Here is a 15,760-nt window from a genome sequence, read left to right as displayed (position 1 = left end):
TAGTGTGCTATAATATGAATTAGCAACAAAAAGGAAAGGAATTAGAACAATGACCTTAGAAAATACTAAAAATTTAAAAAAACAAGTTGCTCCTTTTGAAAAATCAACGATTAAAAAAAGTGTTTGGCAACTGATCAACACAATCGTGCCATTTATTATTTTATGGTACCTTGCTTATAAAAGTTTGTCAGTTTCTTATTGGTTAACATTAGTTCCAGCACTGTTAGCCGCTGGATTTATGACAAGGATTTTCATTATTTTTCATGATTGTACCCATTATTCATTCTTTAAGAGTCGACGTGCAAATAGAATAGTTGGAACGTGTATGGGGGTTTTAACATTATTCCCATTTGATCAGTGGGGGCATGAGCATTCTATTCACCACGCTACGAGTGGTAATTTGGATAAGAGGGGTACAGGGGATATTTGGACGCTTACAGTAGATGAATATGTAGCAGCACCATTTAGACTCCGTTTAGCATATCGTTTATATCGCAATCCATTCGTTATGTTTGGGTTAGGCCCGATTTATGTTTTCTTGCTTAAAAATAGATTTAACCGAAAAGGTGCTAGAAAAAAAGAACGTATGAACACTTATTTAACGAATATTTTAATCGTTGCTATTGTAGGAATGCTTTGCTGGGCAATTGGATGGCAATCGTTTCTTTTAGTACATGGTTCTATATTTTTAATAGCAGGTTCAATAGGGATTTGGCTGTTTTACGTACAGCACACATTCGAGGATTCTTATTTTGAAGAAGATAAAGAATGGGAATATGTGAAAGCGGCAGTGGAGGGAAGTTCTTTTTATAAACTTCCAAAAATTTTGCAATTTCTAACGGGTAATATTGGATTTCATCATGTTCACCATTTAAGTCCAAGAGTACCTAACTATAAACTAGAAGAGGCACACAACAATACCCTTCCTTTAAAAAATGTACCAACAATTACGCTTGCTACAAGCTTGCGTTCACTCCGTTTCCGTCTTTGGGATGAGAAAAGTAACAATTTTGTTAGCTTTAAAGATGTCAAAAATATAATTAAAAATAATGTTTCTGTTCGGGTGAAATCTGAACTATAATTGCATCGTATATAAAATTCCCCTTAATCATTTTCGATTTAAGGGGAGTTTTTGTTTAAAGATTAGATGCCAGATAAGAAGAAAAATTAAATGTTTCAAATTGTAATGGAAGCAGATTAGGAATTGCTAGTACGTAAGTACAAATACAAGATAACAATAAATGCATTATGTTAACAAGTGGAGTTATCATGAATTTTCCATTACGATAACTGTTCATAAATCCGACGAAAATTAATAGCAAAAGGGGGATCGTACAACAGTATATCTAAAAAATTAGAAAAGACTTGAACGGAAATTTCATTCATTTTTCTTGGTGTTCCGCATTCCATACACTTAAATAGGATGCATATTCTAATTCATCTGGATTGTCATGTAACATAGAAATGAATTCTAATTTATTTCTATCACAATCTAGAAAGTATACACTTGCAGCGGGCATCCACCTTTGGACAATTGGCTCTTGATTTCCTTTTCCTTGACTTCCTATCACTTCTATTCCACGCTCCTCTAACCACGCTTTAGAAGTCATTAAAAACTCTAAATTTACACCAAAAGCAAAATGTCTCAGCTCAAAGTCTTCGATATTATTTACTTCCCATAGTCCAAGCATTTGTTTTTTATTTTCTCCGACCCAAAAGAAAGCCACTCTTCTTTTGGAGAGTTTTCTTGCTAAGGTTAATCCTAGCTTGTTTTGATAGAAATTTATCGCTTTTTCTAAATTTCTTACATGTAAATGAGTTTCGTATATGTTCTGTATCATTATGATCATTCCTTTCTTTCTTGATAACTACCAGTTGAGTAATGAATGTAGTTCTAATAATGTACAGCTATATCTGATATACCTATTTATTATTATATCGAAATTGAAATACGATAAATCCAACTGAGGTAGCAAGTTCAAATGAAAATTTTACTACTTTTGTAGGAGAAGAGAAAAATCCATTAAATTCAGGTGAACTCATATTTAAATAATAAAAAAAGACAACACATGAAGTGAAACGCCACGTGTTGTCTTTTTTGTATCGTACAATATTACGAAGTTTCGCTAATTTTAGTTTCACTTTGAGTGTTAGTTGCAATTCTTTTCTTAACTTTAAAGTGATAGTAAGTATAGCAAAAGATGATAAATGGTACAGTACAATAAATGCCTAGTCTTTGATCTGGGATAAAGATAAGACTTACTAATATAATGCCATACAATCCAAAACCAAGAATTGGTACAAGGGGATAGAGTGGAGTTCTGAACTTCAAGTCGTCTAATTTTCCACCTTCAGCTAAATAGTGTTTGCGGAAAAAGAATTGAGAAACACAAATTGACATCCAAACAATAATGGTAATGACTCCAGAAATGGAAATTAACCATAAGTAAACCGTTTCAGCAGCTACGACGCTTGTTAAAAGAGAAAAAGCAGAAATAGCTATTGTCATGATTAAAGCGTTGAGAGGAATCCCACGTGATGATAATTTCTTTAAAAATGCTGGAGCCATTTCGTTTTTTGATAAAGACCAAAGCATGCGAGTAGCAGCGTATAGTCCTGAGTTTGCAACAGAAAGAACAGCAGTAAGAATAACAAAGTTCATAATATCAGCTGCATATGGAATACCGATATTATCAAAAACAGCAACGAATGGGCTCTTTGTGAGTCCTGCTTCTTCCCAAGGAATTAAAGCAACAAGAACAAAGATTGCTAAGACGAAGAAAAACATTGTGCGCCATATAATATTTCTAATAGAACGAGGTAAAGTTTTTGCTGGATCTTCACTTTCACCTGCTGCGATTCCGACAAGCTCTGTACCTTGGAAGGAATAATTGACTGTAACCATTGTTAATAGAATAGCTGCAAGTCCATTCGGAAATAAACCACCATGATTTACGAAATTTGAAAGAAGTGGAGCTGGTTCGTCGCCTTTTAAATCAATAAAGCCGAACATAGCGGCGCCACCAAGAATTATAAAAGCTATAATGGCAGATACTTTTATACTTGAAAACCAAAATTCTGTTTCTGCATAACTACGAGCAGATAATGCGTTAATAGTAAAGATTGTAACGCCAAATATTAAACACCAAACCCAAACAGGAATATCAGGAAACCAGCGCTGCATTGTAATACCGGCAGTTGTAAATTCAAGACCGGTCGTATTCGCCCAGCTTAACCAATACAACCATCCGATTGTAAAGCCAGTTGCAGGATTGATGAATTTAGTGGCATATTCCTGGAAAGAACCCGAAACAGGCATGGCTACAGCGAGTTCACCAAGACATAGCATAACGAAATACATTAATAATCCACCGGCCATAAAGGCAAGTACGGATCCACCAGGTCCAGCTTGACTTATAATAAAGCCAGATCCGTTAAATAACCCCGTTCCAATCACACCACCGAGTGCAATCATAAATAAGTGTCTACTTTTCATCGTACGTTTTAATTCATTGTTTGTATTGTTTACTTGCGCCATTGTTTTCCTCACTTTCGTAGTTGATAGAATAAAGTTTGATGTTTTTCCGTATTATGGAATGTATTCCGTGATGTGAAATCTTGTTATAATTTTCAGATAATTAAAAAGAAAAGTCAATATTTTTTTGTTTGCGTTTTCAATTCGTTGTTAGTGATATATTTTTATTGTTAGAAAATTAAATAAATAGATTGATTTCATTTCGAATGTTTGCTAAATTGATAGTTAATTAAGCATACTAACATATTACGAGTAAAGTTGAGGCGAGTTATGGTACAGTCCATTGATCGAGCGATAAGTATTATTAAATTATTGAATTCTACAAATGAAAAAGAGTATTGGGCTATTTCTGATATAGCTGATGGAACACATCTCCCGGTTAGTACAGTACATAGATTACTTAACTCTCTAATGGAGCATGGGTTAGTTACACAAATTACAGAGACAAAACAGTACAAAATTGGACCAATGTGGATGGAAATAGGGTTACGTCAATTGGAGAAGGTAGACTACAGATCTGTTGCAAGAGAAGTGATGAAACGTTTGGCTGCTGAAGTGGAAGAAAGTGTCTATTTGAATATTCCAAACGGAACGCATTCTATTATCATTGAAAGAATTGATAGTCCTTTAAAAATTCGGGTTATCGATAATCTAGGAGAACAAATTCCACTTTCAATTGGTGCTGCAAATAAAACGATGCTTGCCAATATGAAAACGAATGAAATGGAACATATTGTAGAGTATTTACTTCCTTCATTACCAGAACAAAAGCAAATTCTTCTTAATCAAATAAAGCAAATAAAAAATGAAGGATATGCTGTCAGTTATGGTGAAAAAACAGAAGGGACAGCTTCAGTAGCTGCACCTATTATCGGATTTAATCATAAAGTAGTAGGAGCATTAAGTGTTGGGTTAATTAGTCATCGTATTAATGATGATCGACTATCTTTTCTTATTAGCAAGGTAAAACAAGCAGCTCATGAAATATCAATAAAAATCGGCAGTACATCAGAACTATAATTTTGATAGCTGTCGTCATTTTTTATTCATATATTGGAATTCGTTTTCATAATGCGGAAAAATAGGGGGATTTATATGTCAAAGTGGCAATCAAAAGAACAATTGATTCAATTATTAAGCAGTCTTGTTGAAATTCCTAGTATTACAGGTACAGAGGCTGAAGTGATATTGCCAGACTTTGTTGTGGAGCAATTATCTGATTTACAGTACTTCAAAGAAAACCCGCACCATGTGCAAAAAAATCCGACGGGGGACGGACGATATTTTGTTACAGCACTAGTAAAGAAAAGCGATAGTACAAAAAATACTGTAATTCTAGTAAGTCACTTTGATGTTGTAGATGTACAAGATTACGGAGTGTGGAAAGAAGATGCATTTAATCCTAAAAAGTTAACATCTATGTTTTATTCTCATAAAGATGAACTTCCAGACCATGTACGTGAAGATATAGAACATGGAGATTGGCTGTTTGGTAGAGGAACAATGGACATGAAATGCGGCCTCGCATTACAAATGGCAATGATTGAACAAGCATGTGAAGGAAGATTCGATGGGAATGTTCTTTTATTGGCTGTACCAGATGAAGAAGTGAATTCTGTAGGGATGAGGGCCGCTGTTCCGAGACTATTAGATTTAGCAAGAGAGCATAATTTAGATTATAAAACGGTCTTAAACTCAGAGCCTATGTTTTCAAGACATCCTGGTGACCAAAATAAGTATATTTACACTGGCTCTATTGGTAAAGTGTTACCTGGTTTTCTTTGCTACGGAAAAGAGACACATGTAGGTGAACCTTTTGCAGGGTTAAATGGGAGTTATATGGCTTCATTAATAACAGCAGAACTAGAGTTAAACACAGACCTTTGTGATATTGTAGAAGGGGAAGCGAGTCCTCCACCAACTAACTTACTTCAAAGGGACTTAAAAGAGGATTATTCTGTACAAATTCCGCATCGTGCAGTCACATTATTTAATTTGTTTTTATTAGAAAAATCAATGGCAGATGTAGTTTCATTGTTACGTCAAAAAGTAACGAAAGTAGCAGAGAAAATAGAAGAGTCGTATGAAAAACATGCATATCGTTTTTCTAAATATAATCCATTTATACCACCTAATCTCAAAGTAAATGTATTAACTTATGAAGAGCTTATCACATATGCAATTGAGCAACATGGACGAGAAAAAATAGATCATATTCAATCTAATATTATAAAAAATAGAGGAGATAAAGATGATCGTGCGGTAACGATTGATTTAGTAGATAAATTAGCGATTTTATGTAAAGAAAAGGCACCGATGATTGTACTTTTCTTCGCTCCGCCGTACTATCCAGCTGTGAGTTCACGCAACAATCCTTTAATAAAAGAGGTAGTTGTAGAAATGGAAAAGTATGCACATTACAATCATAAAATTACATTTGAAAACCAAAATTATTTTGGGGGGATTTCAGATTTAAGCTATGTAGGCTTGCAGTATCCACTGGATTCAATGAGTTCGCTTGTAGACAATATGCCATTATGGGATAAAGGCTATTCAATTCCGCTTCAGGAATTAGAAGAGTTTGATGTTCCAGTATTAAATATGGGACCGGTAGGAAAAGATGCACATCAATGGACAGAACGTCTAGATGTAAACTACGCATTTGAAACACTATTAGATATGTTACCGAAATGCATTGAAAAATTATTAGTTTCTAATAAAATTACACAATCATAGTAGGGAATAGGTAAGGGATAAAACAGAACCTTTAAAGAAGAGTCAAATCAAATTATTTTAATATAATTAAAAAGTAGAACGGCCAAGCTCAATTTTATATGATTTTGGCCGTTTATCATGTAGTGAATTTTTAATTAAAAGTATGTGAATTCATAGCTAACGTAATCTCTTTTATAGTTTTATTTTTTAGTTTGACCAGATAGTTCAACAGACTTTTGCGTACAACGCTGCATAGCTGAAATAATCGCTGTTCGTAATCCTTTTTCCTCTAATGTCGCTACAGCTTCTATTGTCGTTCCGCCAGGAGAACAAACCATATCTTTCAATTCACCTGGATGTATTCCTGTTTCTAGTACCATTTTTGCAGAGCCTAACACAGCTTGAGCAGCGAATTTATATGCTTGATTTCTTGGCATACCATCTAGTACAGCAGCATCTGCCATCGCTTCTATAATCATATATACATAAGCTGGTGAAGAACCACTTACGGATGTGACAACATCCATTAATTTTTCACTTACGATCTCTGTTTGACCAAAACTATTGAAAATGTTTAGTACATCTTCTAAATCTTTTTCTGTAACCATTTCATTAGGGCATAATGCAGACATTCCTTCTCCAACAAGAGCAGGAGTATTAGGCATTACTCTTACAACCTTTACTTTTTTATTAAAGGCATTTTCAGTACTTTCAATACTTTTTCCAGCAGCGATCGTAACGATGATAGCATCGTTTTTGATTACTTCTTTTATTTCATTAATTATTGATGAATATAGGTCTGGTTTGATTGATAAAATTAAAATATCAGCATTTTTAGCTACTTTATTGTTGTCGGTAGTTGTAGTTAGCCCATATTTTTCACTAGCATTTTTTAAATTAGCAGTATTTAAATCTGAACAAATAATTTGATTTGAAGACACTATATTTTTGTTTATCATTCCGCCAATCATAGCCATTCCCATATTTCCGCAACCGATGAATCCAATTTGTTTATCCATAATAACTCAATCTTGCTCCTTTTATAATCAATTATATCGGTTTGATATTATTTTCTTAGAATAAGAATAACATCCCTGTGCAATATAAAGAAACATTCTAAGAGAATATATTCCTTTTTGCAACACTAAAAGACAAAAATTAATTATATTCGACATTATGTAAATATATACACTATAATGTAAGGTTTTATGTTTATGAATATGAGTTAAACTTATATCATTTTGTATTTTCATTCAGTAGGGCGATAATTTCATACAAATAACTTGTGGCTCTATTTATTTTTAAAAATACCTCTTGACACCGAATCGAACTATATCGCATAATATAAAAAAATTAGATTGAAAATCGTTGAAGGGAATTAGTACATATGTCTTCTTGCGAAAGAGAGTGGAATTCACCGGCTGAAAGATTCCTCGTATAGAATATATCGAACCTATCCCTGAGTCTTAAATGAAAGTTTAGGCGTTCGCCCGCGTTATAGGCACCAAGTGGATATCTATGTATATCAATTAAGGTGGTACCGCGGAACAATGACCGTTTCGTCCTTTTTATTTTATTAAGGGCGAAGCGGTCATTTTTATTTTGCTCTTAAATACTTCAGTGCAGCATTGATGAGAATAGATATAGTTACAAAGTGAATGAAGTGTAATTTATAAAAAAACTTTGATTTTAGACTTGGGGGATAAAAAAGTGAAAAAACAACGAATTGTTGTAAAGATTGGGAGTAGTTCCTTGGCAGATAGTCATGGAGGCATCTCTACAGAACAGCTTTCAGATCACGTTGCCGCATTGGCTCGGTTGAAAGAAGATGGGCACGAGGTTGTGTTAATTACATCTGGAGCCGTCGCTGCAGGTTTTTCAGCGCTAGGATATCCTAGCAGACCTGTAACGATTAAAGGGAAACAGGCTGCAGCAGCTGTCGGACAAAGTTTGTTAATGCAGGCGTACACGGAGGAATTCCGTAAATATGGCATCGTTACTGCACAACTTTTGCTGACGAGAAGTGATTTTTCTAGAAAAGAACAATATAGTAATGCTTACGCTACGTTAGGAGAATTATTAAACCGTTCCGCTCTTCCAATTATTAATGAAAATGATTCCATCTCTTTAGAGGAGCTAACGTTCGGTGATAATGATATGCTGTCAGCTTTAGTAAGCGGGCTTGTTTCGGCGGATATGCTTATGATCTTTACGGATGTGAACGGGTTATATGACAAAAATCCTCAGAAAAATGCGGATGCAAAAAAATATTATTTTCTTCCTGAAGTTACGGAAGAAATTTCTTCTCTTGCAGGAGATGCAGGCTCAAAACTTGGGACTGGCGGTATGAAATCAAAAATCGATGCTGCAAAGACAGCACTCTCTCTTGGTGTGAGTGTATTTATCGGAACAGGACGTGGACAGGAAAAGTTTGTAGATGTTTTGAAGGGTAAGGGTGATGGAACGTATGTTGGTAATGCTCCTCAAAAAGAAATGAAGATGAACAAGCAATGGATTGCCTTGCATTCGCTTGTTAGCGGACAAATTGAAGTAGATGCTGGGGCAGCTACTGCCATCATTCAGCATGGGAAGAGTTTACTTCCAGCTGGTGTTACGAATGTATCAGGATTTTTCCAAGTGGGTGAAGTTGTAGAGGTTGTAACGCAACAAGGGCGCGTAATAGGAAAAGGACAATGCACATATAGTGCAGAGGAACTAAGAGATGTAAAAGGTATGCAAAGCCAAGATATTCAAGTAAGAGGCGAGAGACATAGTTATGAAGTCATCCATAGGGATCATTGGGTTTCACTTTAAAAAGGAGGAAATAAAAATGAATGAAGTGTTGGCAAAGGGGATAAAAGCAAAAGAGGTTGCTAGAGAACTTGTGCTTAAAACTACAGATCAAAAAAATGAAGCACTTGCTGCAATTGCTAATCAGCTGATAGTAGAAACAGCTTATATTTTAGAAGAAAACAAACGGGATATTGAAGAAGGTAAGGAGAAAGGATTTTCTCATTCACTCCTTGATCGCCTTTTGCTGAATGAACAACGAATTGTTGATATGACAGAGGGTATTAAGCAGTTAATTGAATTACGTGATCCTATTGGAGAATGTGTAAGTGCATGGGAACGACCAAATGGACTATCTATTCAGGAGATGCGCGTACCACTTGGTGTTGTCGGAATGATTTATGAGGCAAGACCGAATGTAACTGTTGATGCTGCTACAATTTGTTTAAAAACAGGAAACGCAGTAATACTACGTGGTAGTTCTTCTGCTATACATTCTAACAAAGCTATCGTTAGCGTTATTCACCGGGCGCTTAAGCAAACTAGCTTGCCTTCAGAAAGTGTACAGCTCATAGAAGATACAACGAGAGATAGTGCAAAACAGTTGTTTACATTGAACGAGTACTTGGATGTTCTTATACCAAGAGGCGGTAAACAATTAATTGATACAGTAGTGAGAGAAGCGTCTGTTCCAGTACTTGAAACAGGTGCGGGAAATTGTCATATATTCATTGATGAAACAGCAGATAAACAAATGGCGTTTAATATTATTATAAACGCAAAAACGCAGCGTCCATCTGTATGTAATGCAATTGAGACGATTGTACTTCATGAGAATTGGGCAGAGCAATATGGTAGCGAGTTGTTTTCTTCCTTGAAGGAAAGAGGAGTGGAGCTACGTGGTGATAATAAAGCAGTGGCGATTGATCCTTCTATCTTACTTGCGACAGAAGAAGACTGGGAAACTGAGTTTTTATCTCTCACACTAGCAGTGAAAGTGGTTTCCACTGTTGAAGAAGCGATTCATCATATAAATACGTATGGATCTATGCATTCTGAAGCGATTATTACTGAAAACGAGGAAAACGTCAGCAAGTTTTTTACTTCTGTAGATGCCGCGGCACTTTATCATAATGCATCGACTCGTTTTACAGATGGATCCGAATTTGGATTCGGAGCGGAAATTGGTATCAGTACACAAAAGTTACACGTAAGAGGACCAATGGGGCTTCCAGCATTAACTTCTACAAAATATGTGATTCGTGGAAATGGGCAAATTCGAAAATAATAATAAAAGACACTCAATTGGCTTGGGTGTCTTTTATTATAAAAATTATTTACCATACAAATAGCCCAACGAGCATAGCACTTAATAAAGAAACAGCCATCCCGCTAACAAGAAGCTTCCAAACATTTTTACCGATGACTGATGATTTTTCTCCGCCAAATAATGAATTGTAAGTTCCGTAAATCATACCTACTGTACTAAAGTTAGCAAAAGAAGCTAGAAATGTCGTTGCAACCGCAACCGTATGCGGTTGTAGCGACTTTAAGTTTGATTTTAAATCCATCATTGCAACAAATTCATTCGTCGTTATTTTGATCCCCATTAATTCAGCTACATACATAGCATCACTGCCTGATAAACCGAGTAAAAATGCAAAAGGACTAAAGATAATGGAGAAGATTTTTTGAATTGTTAACCCCGTTACAAAAAATCCTAAAATCCCATTTAAACATGCTGTTAAAGCTACATAACCAATTACCATAGCTAAAATAACGATAACCATATTCATCCCAACTAACATACTGTTTGAAATAGTAGAAAAGAAATCCTTTTTTTCATGTTTTGAAGGTGTGTAAACAACGTCTTCTTCTTTCGAAACTTCCACAGGATTTAATACATTGGCTAAAATTAATGCGTTAATACAGTTTAATGGGATTGCGCTGAAAATATATGTTGCTGGAACCATTGATAAATAAGCACCAAGAATGGATCCGCTAACGCTACTCATACTCATAATTCCAAAAGTTAATAATCGATTTTCTTTTAACACAGATAATTGATCACGAACAACCGCAAGTGCTTCGGTGTTTCCTAAAAACATCATTTGAATCGAAAAGAAACTTTCTAACTTTGGTAAACGAGAAATCTTTGAAATAACTGCACCTACTTTATCAATAATCCAAGTTAAGATTCCGAAATAAGAAAGAATATCGAAAAAAGTAATAACAAAAATGATAGGAAGTAACGCACTAAAGAAGAAGTCAATGTGCTGACTTTCCATAGCTGAAGGAAATGCAAATCGAATACCTTCATTCGCACACGCTAGTAGCCAACTGAAAAATGACGCAATTTTATTAATGATAATACTGCCGAGCTTTGTGCCTAACATAAACCATGTAATAAAAAGCTCCAATAGGATGAGAATTACAATTGGTCTCCATTTTATATGTTTTTTATTAGGCGAACATAAGAAAACGATTAATATGACAACGAAAATCCCTAACATATTCAATATGAAATGCATGTCAACAACTCCTTGAGGCTTATTATTTGTATATAAAAAAGCATCTATTCTTCCAAATTTGGATTATGATTAGAAGTTATGAAGCATGTAAGTTATGTTAGGAATCAATGTATTTTAATTTGCTTTATTTTGAGCAATCGCAGTAATTATCGAACAATTAGTTGTTTTCAATTGTTTTGTTGGATATTAAACGTATGCGATTTTAAACATCGTTTATCCCGGATTAACGGGCAGTAAGACTTTTACCTCAAAATTGAGGGAAAGCAAAGAAGTGAAGTGGGGATGGGCTGCCCGCAAAATCCCGATTGGTAAGAGCTGATTAAAATTTCACTTTATAAATAAGAACGGTGAGTTGGCCATGAACCTTGAAGTTTCCGAAGCTGTATAATTTGTCCTGTATGATAAGCATCATGCAAAAGGATATTCATATATTGTTGCCAAACTGGTAGAGAAGGACTTAGTTGATCTAGTTCTGCTTCTTGAAGGGCGGTTAATGAAGATTGTAAGGCATCATGTACTTGAAGCGTTCGCTTTTCTCTTTAATAAACCTTCTCTATAGTTGAACAAGAGAGTGAAATACAACGTATAATTGAGCCATTAAAAAATCTCATTTTTAATATGATATTTAATAATCAAGGCTTTCATTGAGTCAGAATGAAAAGAGTATAAACCTTTTTCTGTTTGCTCATTGATTAAAGTTTTTTTTAAGTTGCAAAACGGTTCTAAAAATATAGAAGGTAAAATTCGATAAAAATAGAATGTGTTATATAGCAAACAAGGAGGGGATAAAAATGGAGGTCTATCACATAACGAGCAGAAAAAGGGAAACATACAACGTTCAGGTGAAATATTCGATACTTTTCGAATGTGCACTTGGCATTGCAGCGATTACTCATAAAAGGTTAATTGATACTCTTGAAAAAACTCAAAGTGAATGGGAAGAAATTAAGAAAGCATTAACAGAAGAAATGAGAGAACACTTACAGTTTGTAGAAGAACATAATACGTGGAAAGCATTACTCCAGTTATTGTATGAAGAGGATTTTCAAGATTTATCGCAGTTTAATTTTAAAATTGATTCATTTTCAGAAGAAGATTTGAAATTTATATGTTTACCGTTTTTAGGAGAGAAGTATGAAGAGAAAAGACGTTTAGCTGCAACGGGAGTTGTATGTGCAATACACGAACTAAAGGAACTAACAGATAATCATCAGTTTTTTTCTACTTATATTAGCTTTATATGTAATGTAGATGTACAAGTGCTGAAATCGCATTTAATCGCTGTTATGACAGGTTGGTATGAGAGTGTTATTAAAAGAGAGGAAGAACAAATACTTTCTATATTAAAACGAGATTATGAAGCGAAAAATGAAATGAATAAAAAGATGAAGCCGGAAGAGTTTGTCGAGTGGGCGACTGGCGGAGTGAACTATATGCCAGAGCCAAGTGTTCATCACGTACTTCTTATTCCGCAAATGACGTACAGACCGTGGAATATTGAAGCGGATATTGATGATACGAAAGTATTTCATTATCCAGTTGCGAATGAAAGCATTCATCCTGAAGATCCGTATGAACCGAATTATTTTTTAGTTCAAAAACATAAGGCTCTTGGGGATGAGGCGAGATTGCGAATTGTAAAAATGTTATTTGAAAAAGAACGTACATTACAGGAAATAACGGAAAGATTACAGCTTGGTAAATCGACTGTACACCATCATTTGAAATTGTTACGTGCAGCGAAGTTAGTTGATATACATGACGGAAAATATGTATTAAGAAAGAAAGCAGTACAGTCTTTAGCGAAAGAATTAGATATGTTTTTGAATAGATAATTAACAACGAGAATGTACATAAAGGGAGGAATATAAAAGAAAAGTTGGTGTGTGAAATTGAAAAATATATTGAAAAATCGTTCGTTCTTTTTTATGTGGATTGGTAGTGCAATCTCTGAATTAGGAGGGGCTTTCGGAACGTTATGTAATTCAATTCTAGTATATGAGTTAACAGGATCGGAAATGGCTTTAAGTAGTATGTGGCTATTATATTTCATCCCATCACTCATACTGCAATTAATAAGTGGCCCATTTATTGATAAATGGAGCCGGAAGTGGATTATGATTTTTTCACAATGGATACGGGCGTCCGTATTCTTATTACCTTTGGTGATGCTAGTTACAGGTAGTATAGAAGTTTGGCACATTTATGTTGTTCAAATTGTAGTGGGACTTATTACACCTCTTTATACACCTGCAAGTCAAGCAATTACACCGAGCATTGTAAGTCAAGGACAACTTCAAGACGCAAATGCGTATATTGATGGAATGACTCGTCTCATGATGTTTCTTGCGCCAGTATTAGGCGGAGTAGTCATTCATTTCATTGGAACAGAACTTACATTATCTTTCGTATGTATTTGTCTATTTGTTAGTGGTGCTTTCTTACTTTATATAAAAGAAAAGAGAACTACAACAGATATACGAAAAACGTGGCTAGAACAATTTCTTCAAGGTTTTACATATTTTTTTACAAAACCAATCATCGTTTGGCTCGGTATATTTCTTACTTTCGTGCAGTTTGGAGTAGGGGTAACGATGGTCACAAATCTTCCTTATATAAAAGACGAGCTGTTAGCGGGATATGCAGAGTACGGCTATTTTATGGCAGGTTTTCCACTTGGCTACGTAATTGGCTCAGTATTAGTCGGAAAAGTAACATATAAAAGCCGGCGTATACTTATGCTTGGGGGATTGTTTATAGGGGGACTCACATACATTTCGCTAGGGTTCAATCATAGTATTATCATTGCAATACTAATTGAAGTAATAGCAGGGATTTGTATTGCATTTTTCAATGTTCATAACACAACAATATGCCAACAAATCGTCCCAAATAATATGATAGGACAAGTATTTTCAGTGCGTTTATTTTTCATACGATCCGCTATGCCATTAGGTGTGTTAGTAGGGGGAATATTGAGTGAAATGTGGGGAGTAAGAGCGCTATATGTAATTATCGGTGCAGTTATATGTGTTACATCTTTAATAGGGATGTTACTTCCATATTTCAAATTTTTAGATGAGGCGATAGAAAAGAAATCAGCATAATTCAAAAAATTAAAACTTTACAATTGAAAATAATTATCATAATCAATTATAATAGAAGAATACTAGTATTCGTATAACAAAGAGGGAGTGGAATAAATGTTTATCGAAACGAAAACATTTACAGTAAAAGAAGGTACATCAAATATAGTTGTAGAACGTTTCACTGGAGAAGGTATTATTGAAAAATTTGAAGGCTTCATCGATTTAAGTGTTCTCGTGAAAAAAGTAAGACGCGGCGACGAAGAAGTTGTCGTAATGATTCGCTGGGAATCGGAAGAAGCATGGAAAAACTGGGAAACAAGTGAAGAACACTTAGCTGGACATAGAGCGGGCCGTGGTAAACCAAAACCAGATCATATTATTAATGTGGATCATGCGGTTTATTATGTGAAATCATCGAAATCGGCTTATCAACAGTTGTAATATACAAGCAGAGGATACATGTTGTAGAAGCAAACATGTATCCTCTTTTTTATTACTGGGGGGATGGGAATGATAGGAAATCTTTCATTCATTTAAAAAACGTTCTAGGCTATAGAAAAAAATATTAGACTTATAAAGCATAGTCTTAGACGGAACGCTTGAATATTTTCCCTTACATATTTAAGTGTTATGAAAAAAATGAATCCATATACCCTCAGTTTAAAAGGAGATGAGTACATGAAGCTGAATCATTTAAATTTATGTGTTGATGATTTATCGGAAGCGAGACATTTCTTTGAAACATTTTTTGATTTTCAATTTTTGGAGCAAAAAGGGAAAGCACTTGTAGTCATGAGTGATGAGAGTGGTTTTATACTTGTACTAAGTGATCCAAAAGCATTTAAAGGGAATAAGGAAGTTACGTATCCGGAAGCTTTTCATATTGGTTTTTTAGTGGATACATCAAGTGAAGTGGATCAAGCGTATAATCGTTTAGTAGCCGGCGGCATTGAAATAGACAAGGAACCTTATTTGATGCGAGGTAGTAGTTATGGTTTTTATTTTACAGTATTTAATGGCTTATTAATTGAAGTGTCTTGTCTTGATTATAGAGAAGGTAAGAAAGTTTCAAAGCTTAATAGTAATCATCTAGAGTAATC

The 15,760-nt window shown here is 34.8% G+C and carries 13 protein-coding genes, 1 pseudogene and 1 other annotated feature; of the genes and pseudogenes, 9 read left to right on the top strand and 5 right to left on the bottom strand.

The window, feature by feature from the left end:
- Positions 1 to 49 precede the first annotated feature (49 nt).
- The gene (locus N2V80_RS14755; RefSeq protein WP_000171499.1) at positions 50 to 1,081 is read left to right on the top strand and encodes a fatty acid desaturase; all 1,032 of its coding nucleotides are present in this window, start codon (positions 50 to 52) and stop codon (positions 1,079 to 1,081) included.
- 301 nt (positions 1,082 to 1,382) lie between these two features.
- Here the strand turns inward: N2V80_RS14755 and N2V80_RS14750 are convergent, their stop codons facing one another.
- Both N2V80_RS14750 and N2V80_RS14745 read right to left on the bottom strand, forming a co-directional pair.
- Positions 1,383 to 1,841, bottom strand: coding sequence for a VOC family protein (locus N2V80_RS14750; RefSeq protein WP_000615639.1), 459 nt, complete (start codon positions 1,839 to 1,841; stop codon positions 1,383 to 1,385).
- A 272-nt stretch (positions 1,842 to 2,113) separates the two neighbouring features.
- Complete coding sequence (locus N2V80_RS14745; RefSeq protein ID WP_000079967.1) at positions 2,114 to 3,538, bottom strand: amino acid permease; 1,425 nt, start codon at positions 3,536 to 3,538, stop codon at positions 2,114 to 2,116.
- Between the two features lie 267 nt (positions 3,539 to 3,805).
- Here N2V80_RS14745 and N2V80_RS14740 point away from each other — a divergent pair, with 267 nt between their 5' ends.
- On the top strand, positions 3,806 to 4,555 hold the full coding sequence (locus N2V80_RS14740; RefSeq protein WP_061655471.1) for an IclR family transcriptional regulator: 750 nt from the start codon (positions 3,806 to 3,808) through the stop codon (positions 4,553 to 4,555).
- 51 nt (positions 4,556 to 4,606) lie between these two features.
- Positions 4,607 to 6,271 (top strand): M20/M25/M40 family metallo-hydrolase, encoded by a 1,665-nt coding sequence (locus N2V80_RS14735; RefSeq protein WP_139847915.1) that lies wholly within the window; start codon positions 4,607 to 4,609, stop codon positions 6,269 to 6,271.
- 179 nt (positions 6,272 to 6,450) lie between these two features.
- Here the strand turns inward: N2V80_RS14735 and proC are convergent, their stop codons facing one another.
- Entirely contained in the window at positions 6,451 to 7,269 is an 819-nt protein-coding gene (proC, locus tag N2V80_RS14730) for a pyrroline-5-carboxylate reductase (RefSeq protein WP_000360729.1), read from the bottom strand.
- Between the two features lie 340 nt (positions 7,270 to 7,609).
- Positions 7,610 to 7,820, top strand: a binding site (T-box leader).
- 140 nt (positions 7,821 to 7,960) lie between these two features.
- On the opposite strand from proC, the gene proB reads away from it, so the two are divergent.
- Positions 7,961 to 9,064 carry a glutamate 5-kinase gene (gene proB, locus N2V80_RS14725; RefSeq protein WP_000744736.1) on the top strand — a complete coding sequence of 368 codons (1,104 nt, stop codon included), beginning with the start codon at positions 7,961 to 7,963 and terminating at the stop codon, positions 9,062 to 9,064.
- A gap of 16 nt (positions 9,065 to 9,080) precedes the next feature.
- On the top strand, positions 9,081 to 10,328 hold the full coding sequence (locus N2V80_RS14720) for a glutamate-5-semialdehyde dehydrogenase (RefSeq protein ID WP_001006620.1): 1,248 nt from the start codon (positions 9,081 to 9,083) through the stop codon (positions 10,326 to 10,328).
- Between the two features lie 49 nt (positions 10,329 to 10,377).
- Here N2V80_RS14720 and N2V80_RS14715 read toward each other — a convergent pair whose 3' ends face one another.
- Positions 10,378 to 11,571: a NupC/NupG family nucleoside CNT transporter gene (locus tag N2V80_RS14715; protein ID WP_000545484.1), complete on the bottom strand. Its 1,194-nt coding sequence runs from the start codon at positions 11,569 to 11,571 to the stop codon at positions 10,378 to 10,380.
- A gap of 332 nt (positions 11,572 to 11,903) precedes the next feature.
- Positions 11,904 to 12,104 (bottom strand): annotated as a pseudogene (locus tag N2V80_RS14710) (DinB family protein); the annotation flags it as partial.
- A gap of 258 nt (positions 12,105 to 12,362) precedes the next feature.
- On the opposite strand from N2V80_RS14710, the gene N2V80_RS14705 reads away from it, so the two are divergent.
- The 4 genes from N2V80_RS14705 to N2V80_RS14690 all read left to right on the top strand — a co-directional run bounded on the left by N2V80_RS14705 (position 12,363) and on the right by N2V80_RS14690 (position 15,758).
- The gene (locus tag N2V80_RS14705; RefSeq protein ID WP_000454579.1) at positions 12,363 to 13,406 is read left to right on the top strand and encodes an ArsR/SmtB family transcription factor; all 1,044 of its coding nucleotides are present in this window, start codon (positions 12,363 to 12,365) and stop codon (positions 13,404 to 13,406) included.
- A gap of 51 nt (positions 13,407 to 13,457) precedes the next feature.
- Complete coding sequence (locus N2V80_RS14700) at positions 13,458 to 14,678, top strand: MFS transporter (RefSeq protein ID WP_080450943.1); 1,221 nt, start codon at positions 13,458 to 13,460, stop codon at positions 14,676 to 14,678.
- A gap of 96 nt (positions 14,679 to 14,774) precedes the next feature.
- Positions 14,775 to 15,101 carry a heme-degrading monooxygenase HmoA gene (gene hmoA / locus N2V80_RS14695; protein WP_000469497.1) on the top strand — a complete coding sequence of 109 codons (327 nt, stop codon included), beginning with the start codon at positions 14,775 to 14,777 and terminating at the stop codon, positions 15,099 to 15,101.
- A 237-nt stretch (positions 15,102 to 15,338) separates the two neighbouring features.
- Positions 15,339 to 15,758 carry a VOC family protein gene (locus tag N2V80_RS14690; RefSeq protein ID WP_000773085.1) on the top strand — a complete coding sequence of 140 codons (420 nt, stop codon included), beginning with the start codon at positions 15,339 to 15,341 and terminating at the stop codon, positions 15,756 to 15,758.
- The last annotated feature ends 2 nt before the right edge of the window (positions 15,759 to 15,760 follow it).

The sequence above is a fragment of the Bacillus sp. FSL W8-0640 genome, assembly GCF_038007725.1.
Classification (GTDB): domain Bacteria; phylum Bacillota; class Bacilli; order Bacillales; family Bacillaceae_G; genus Bacillus_A; species Bacillus_A cereus.
The sequence above is the reverse complement of the archived record's forward strand: the minus strand, read 5'-3'. Positions and strand labels throughout refer to the sequence as shown.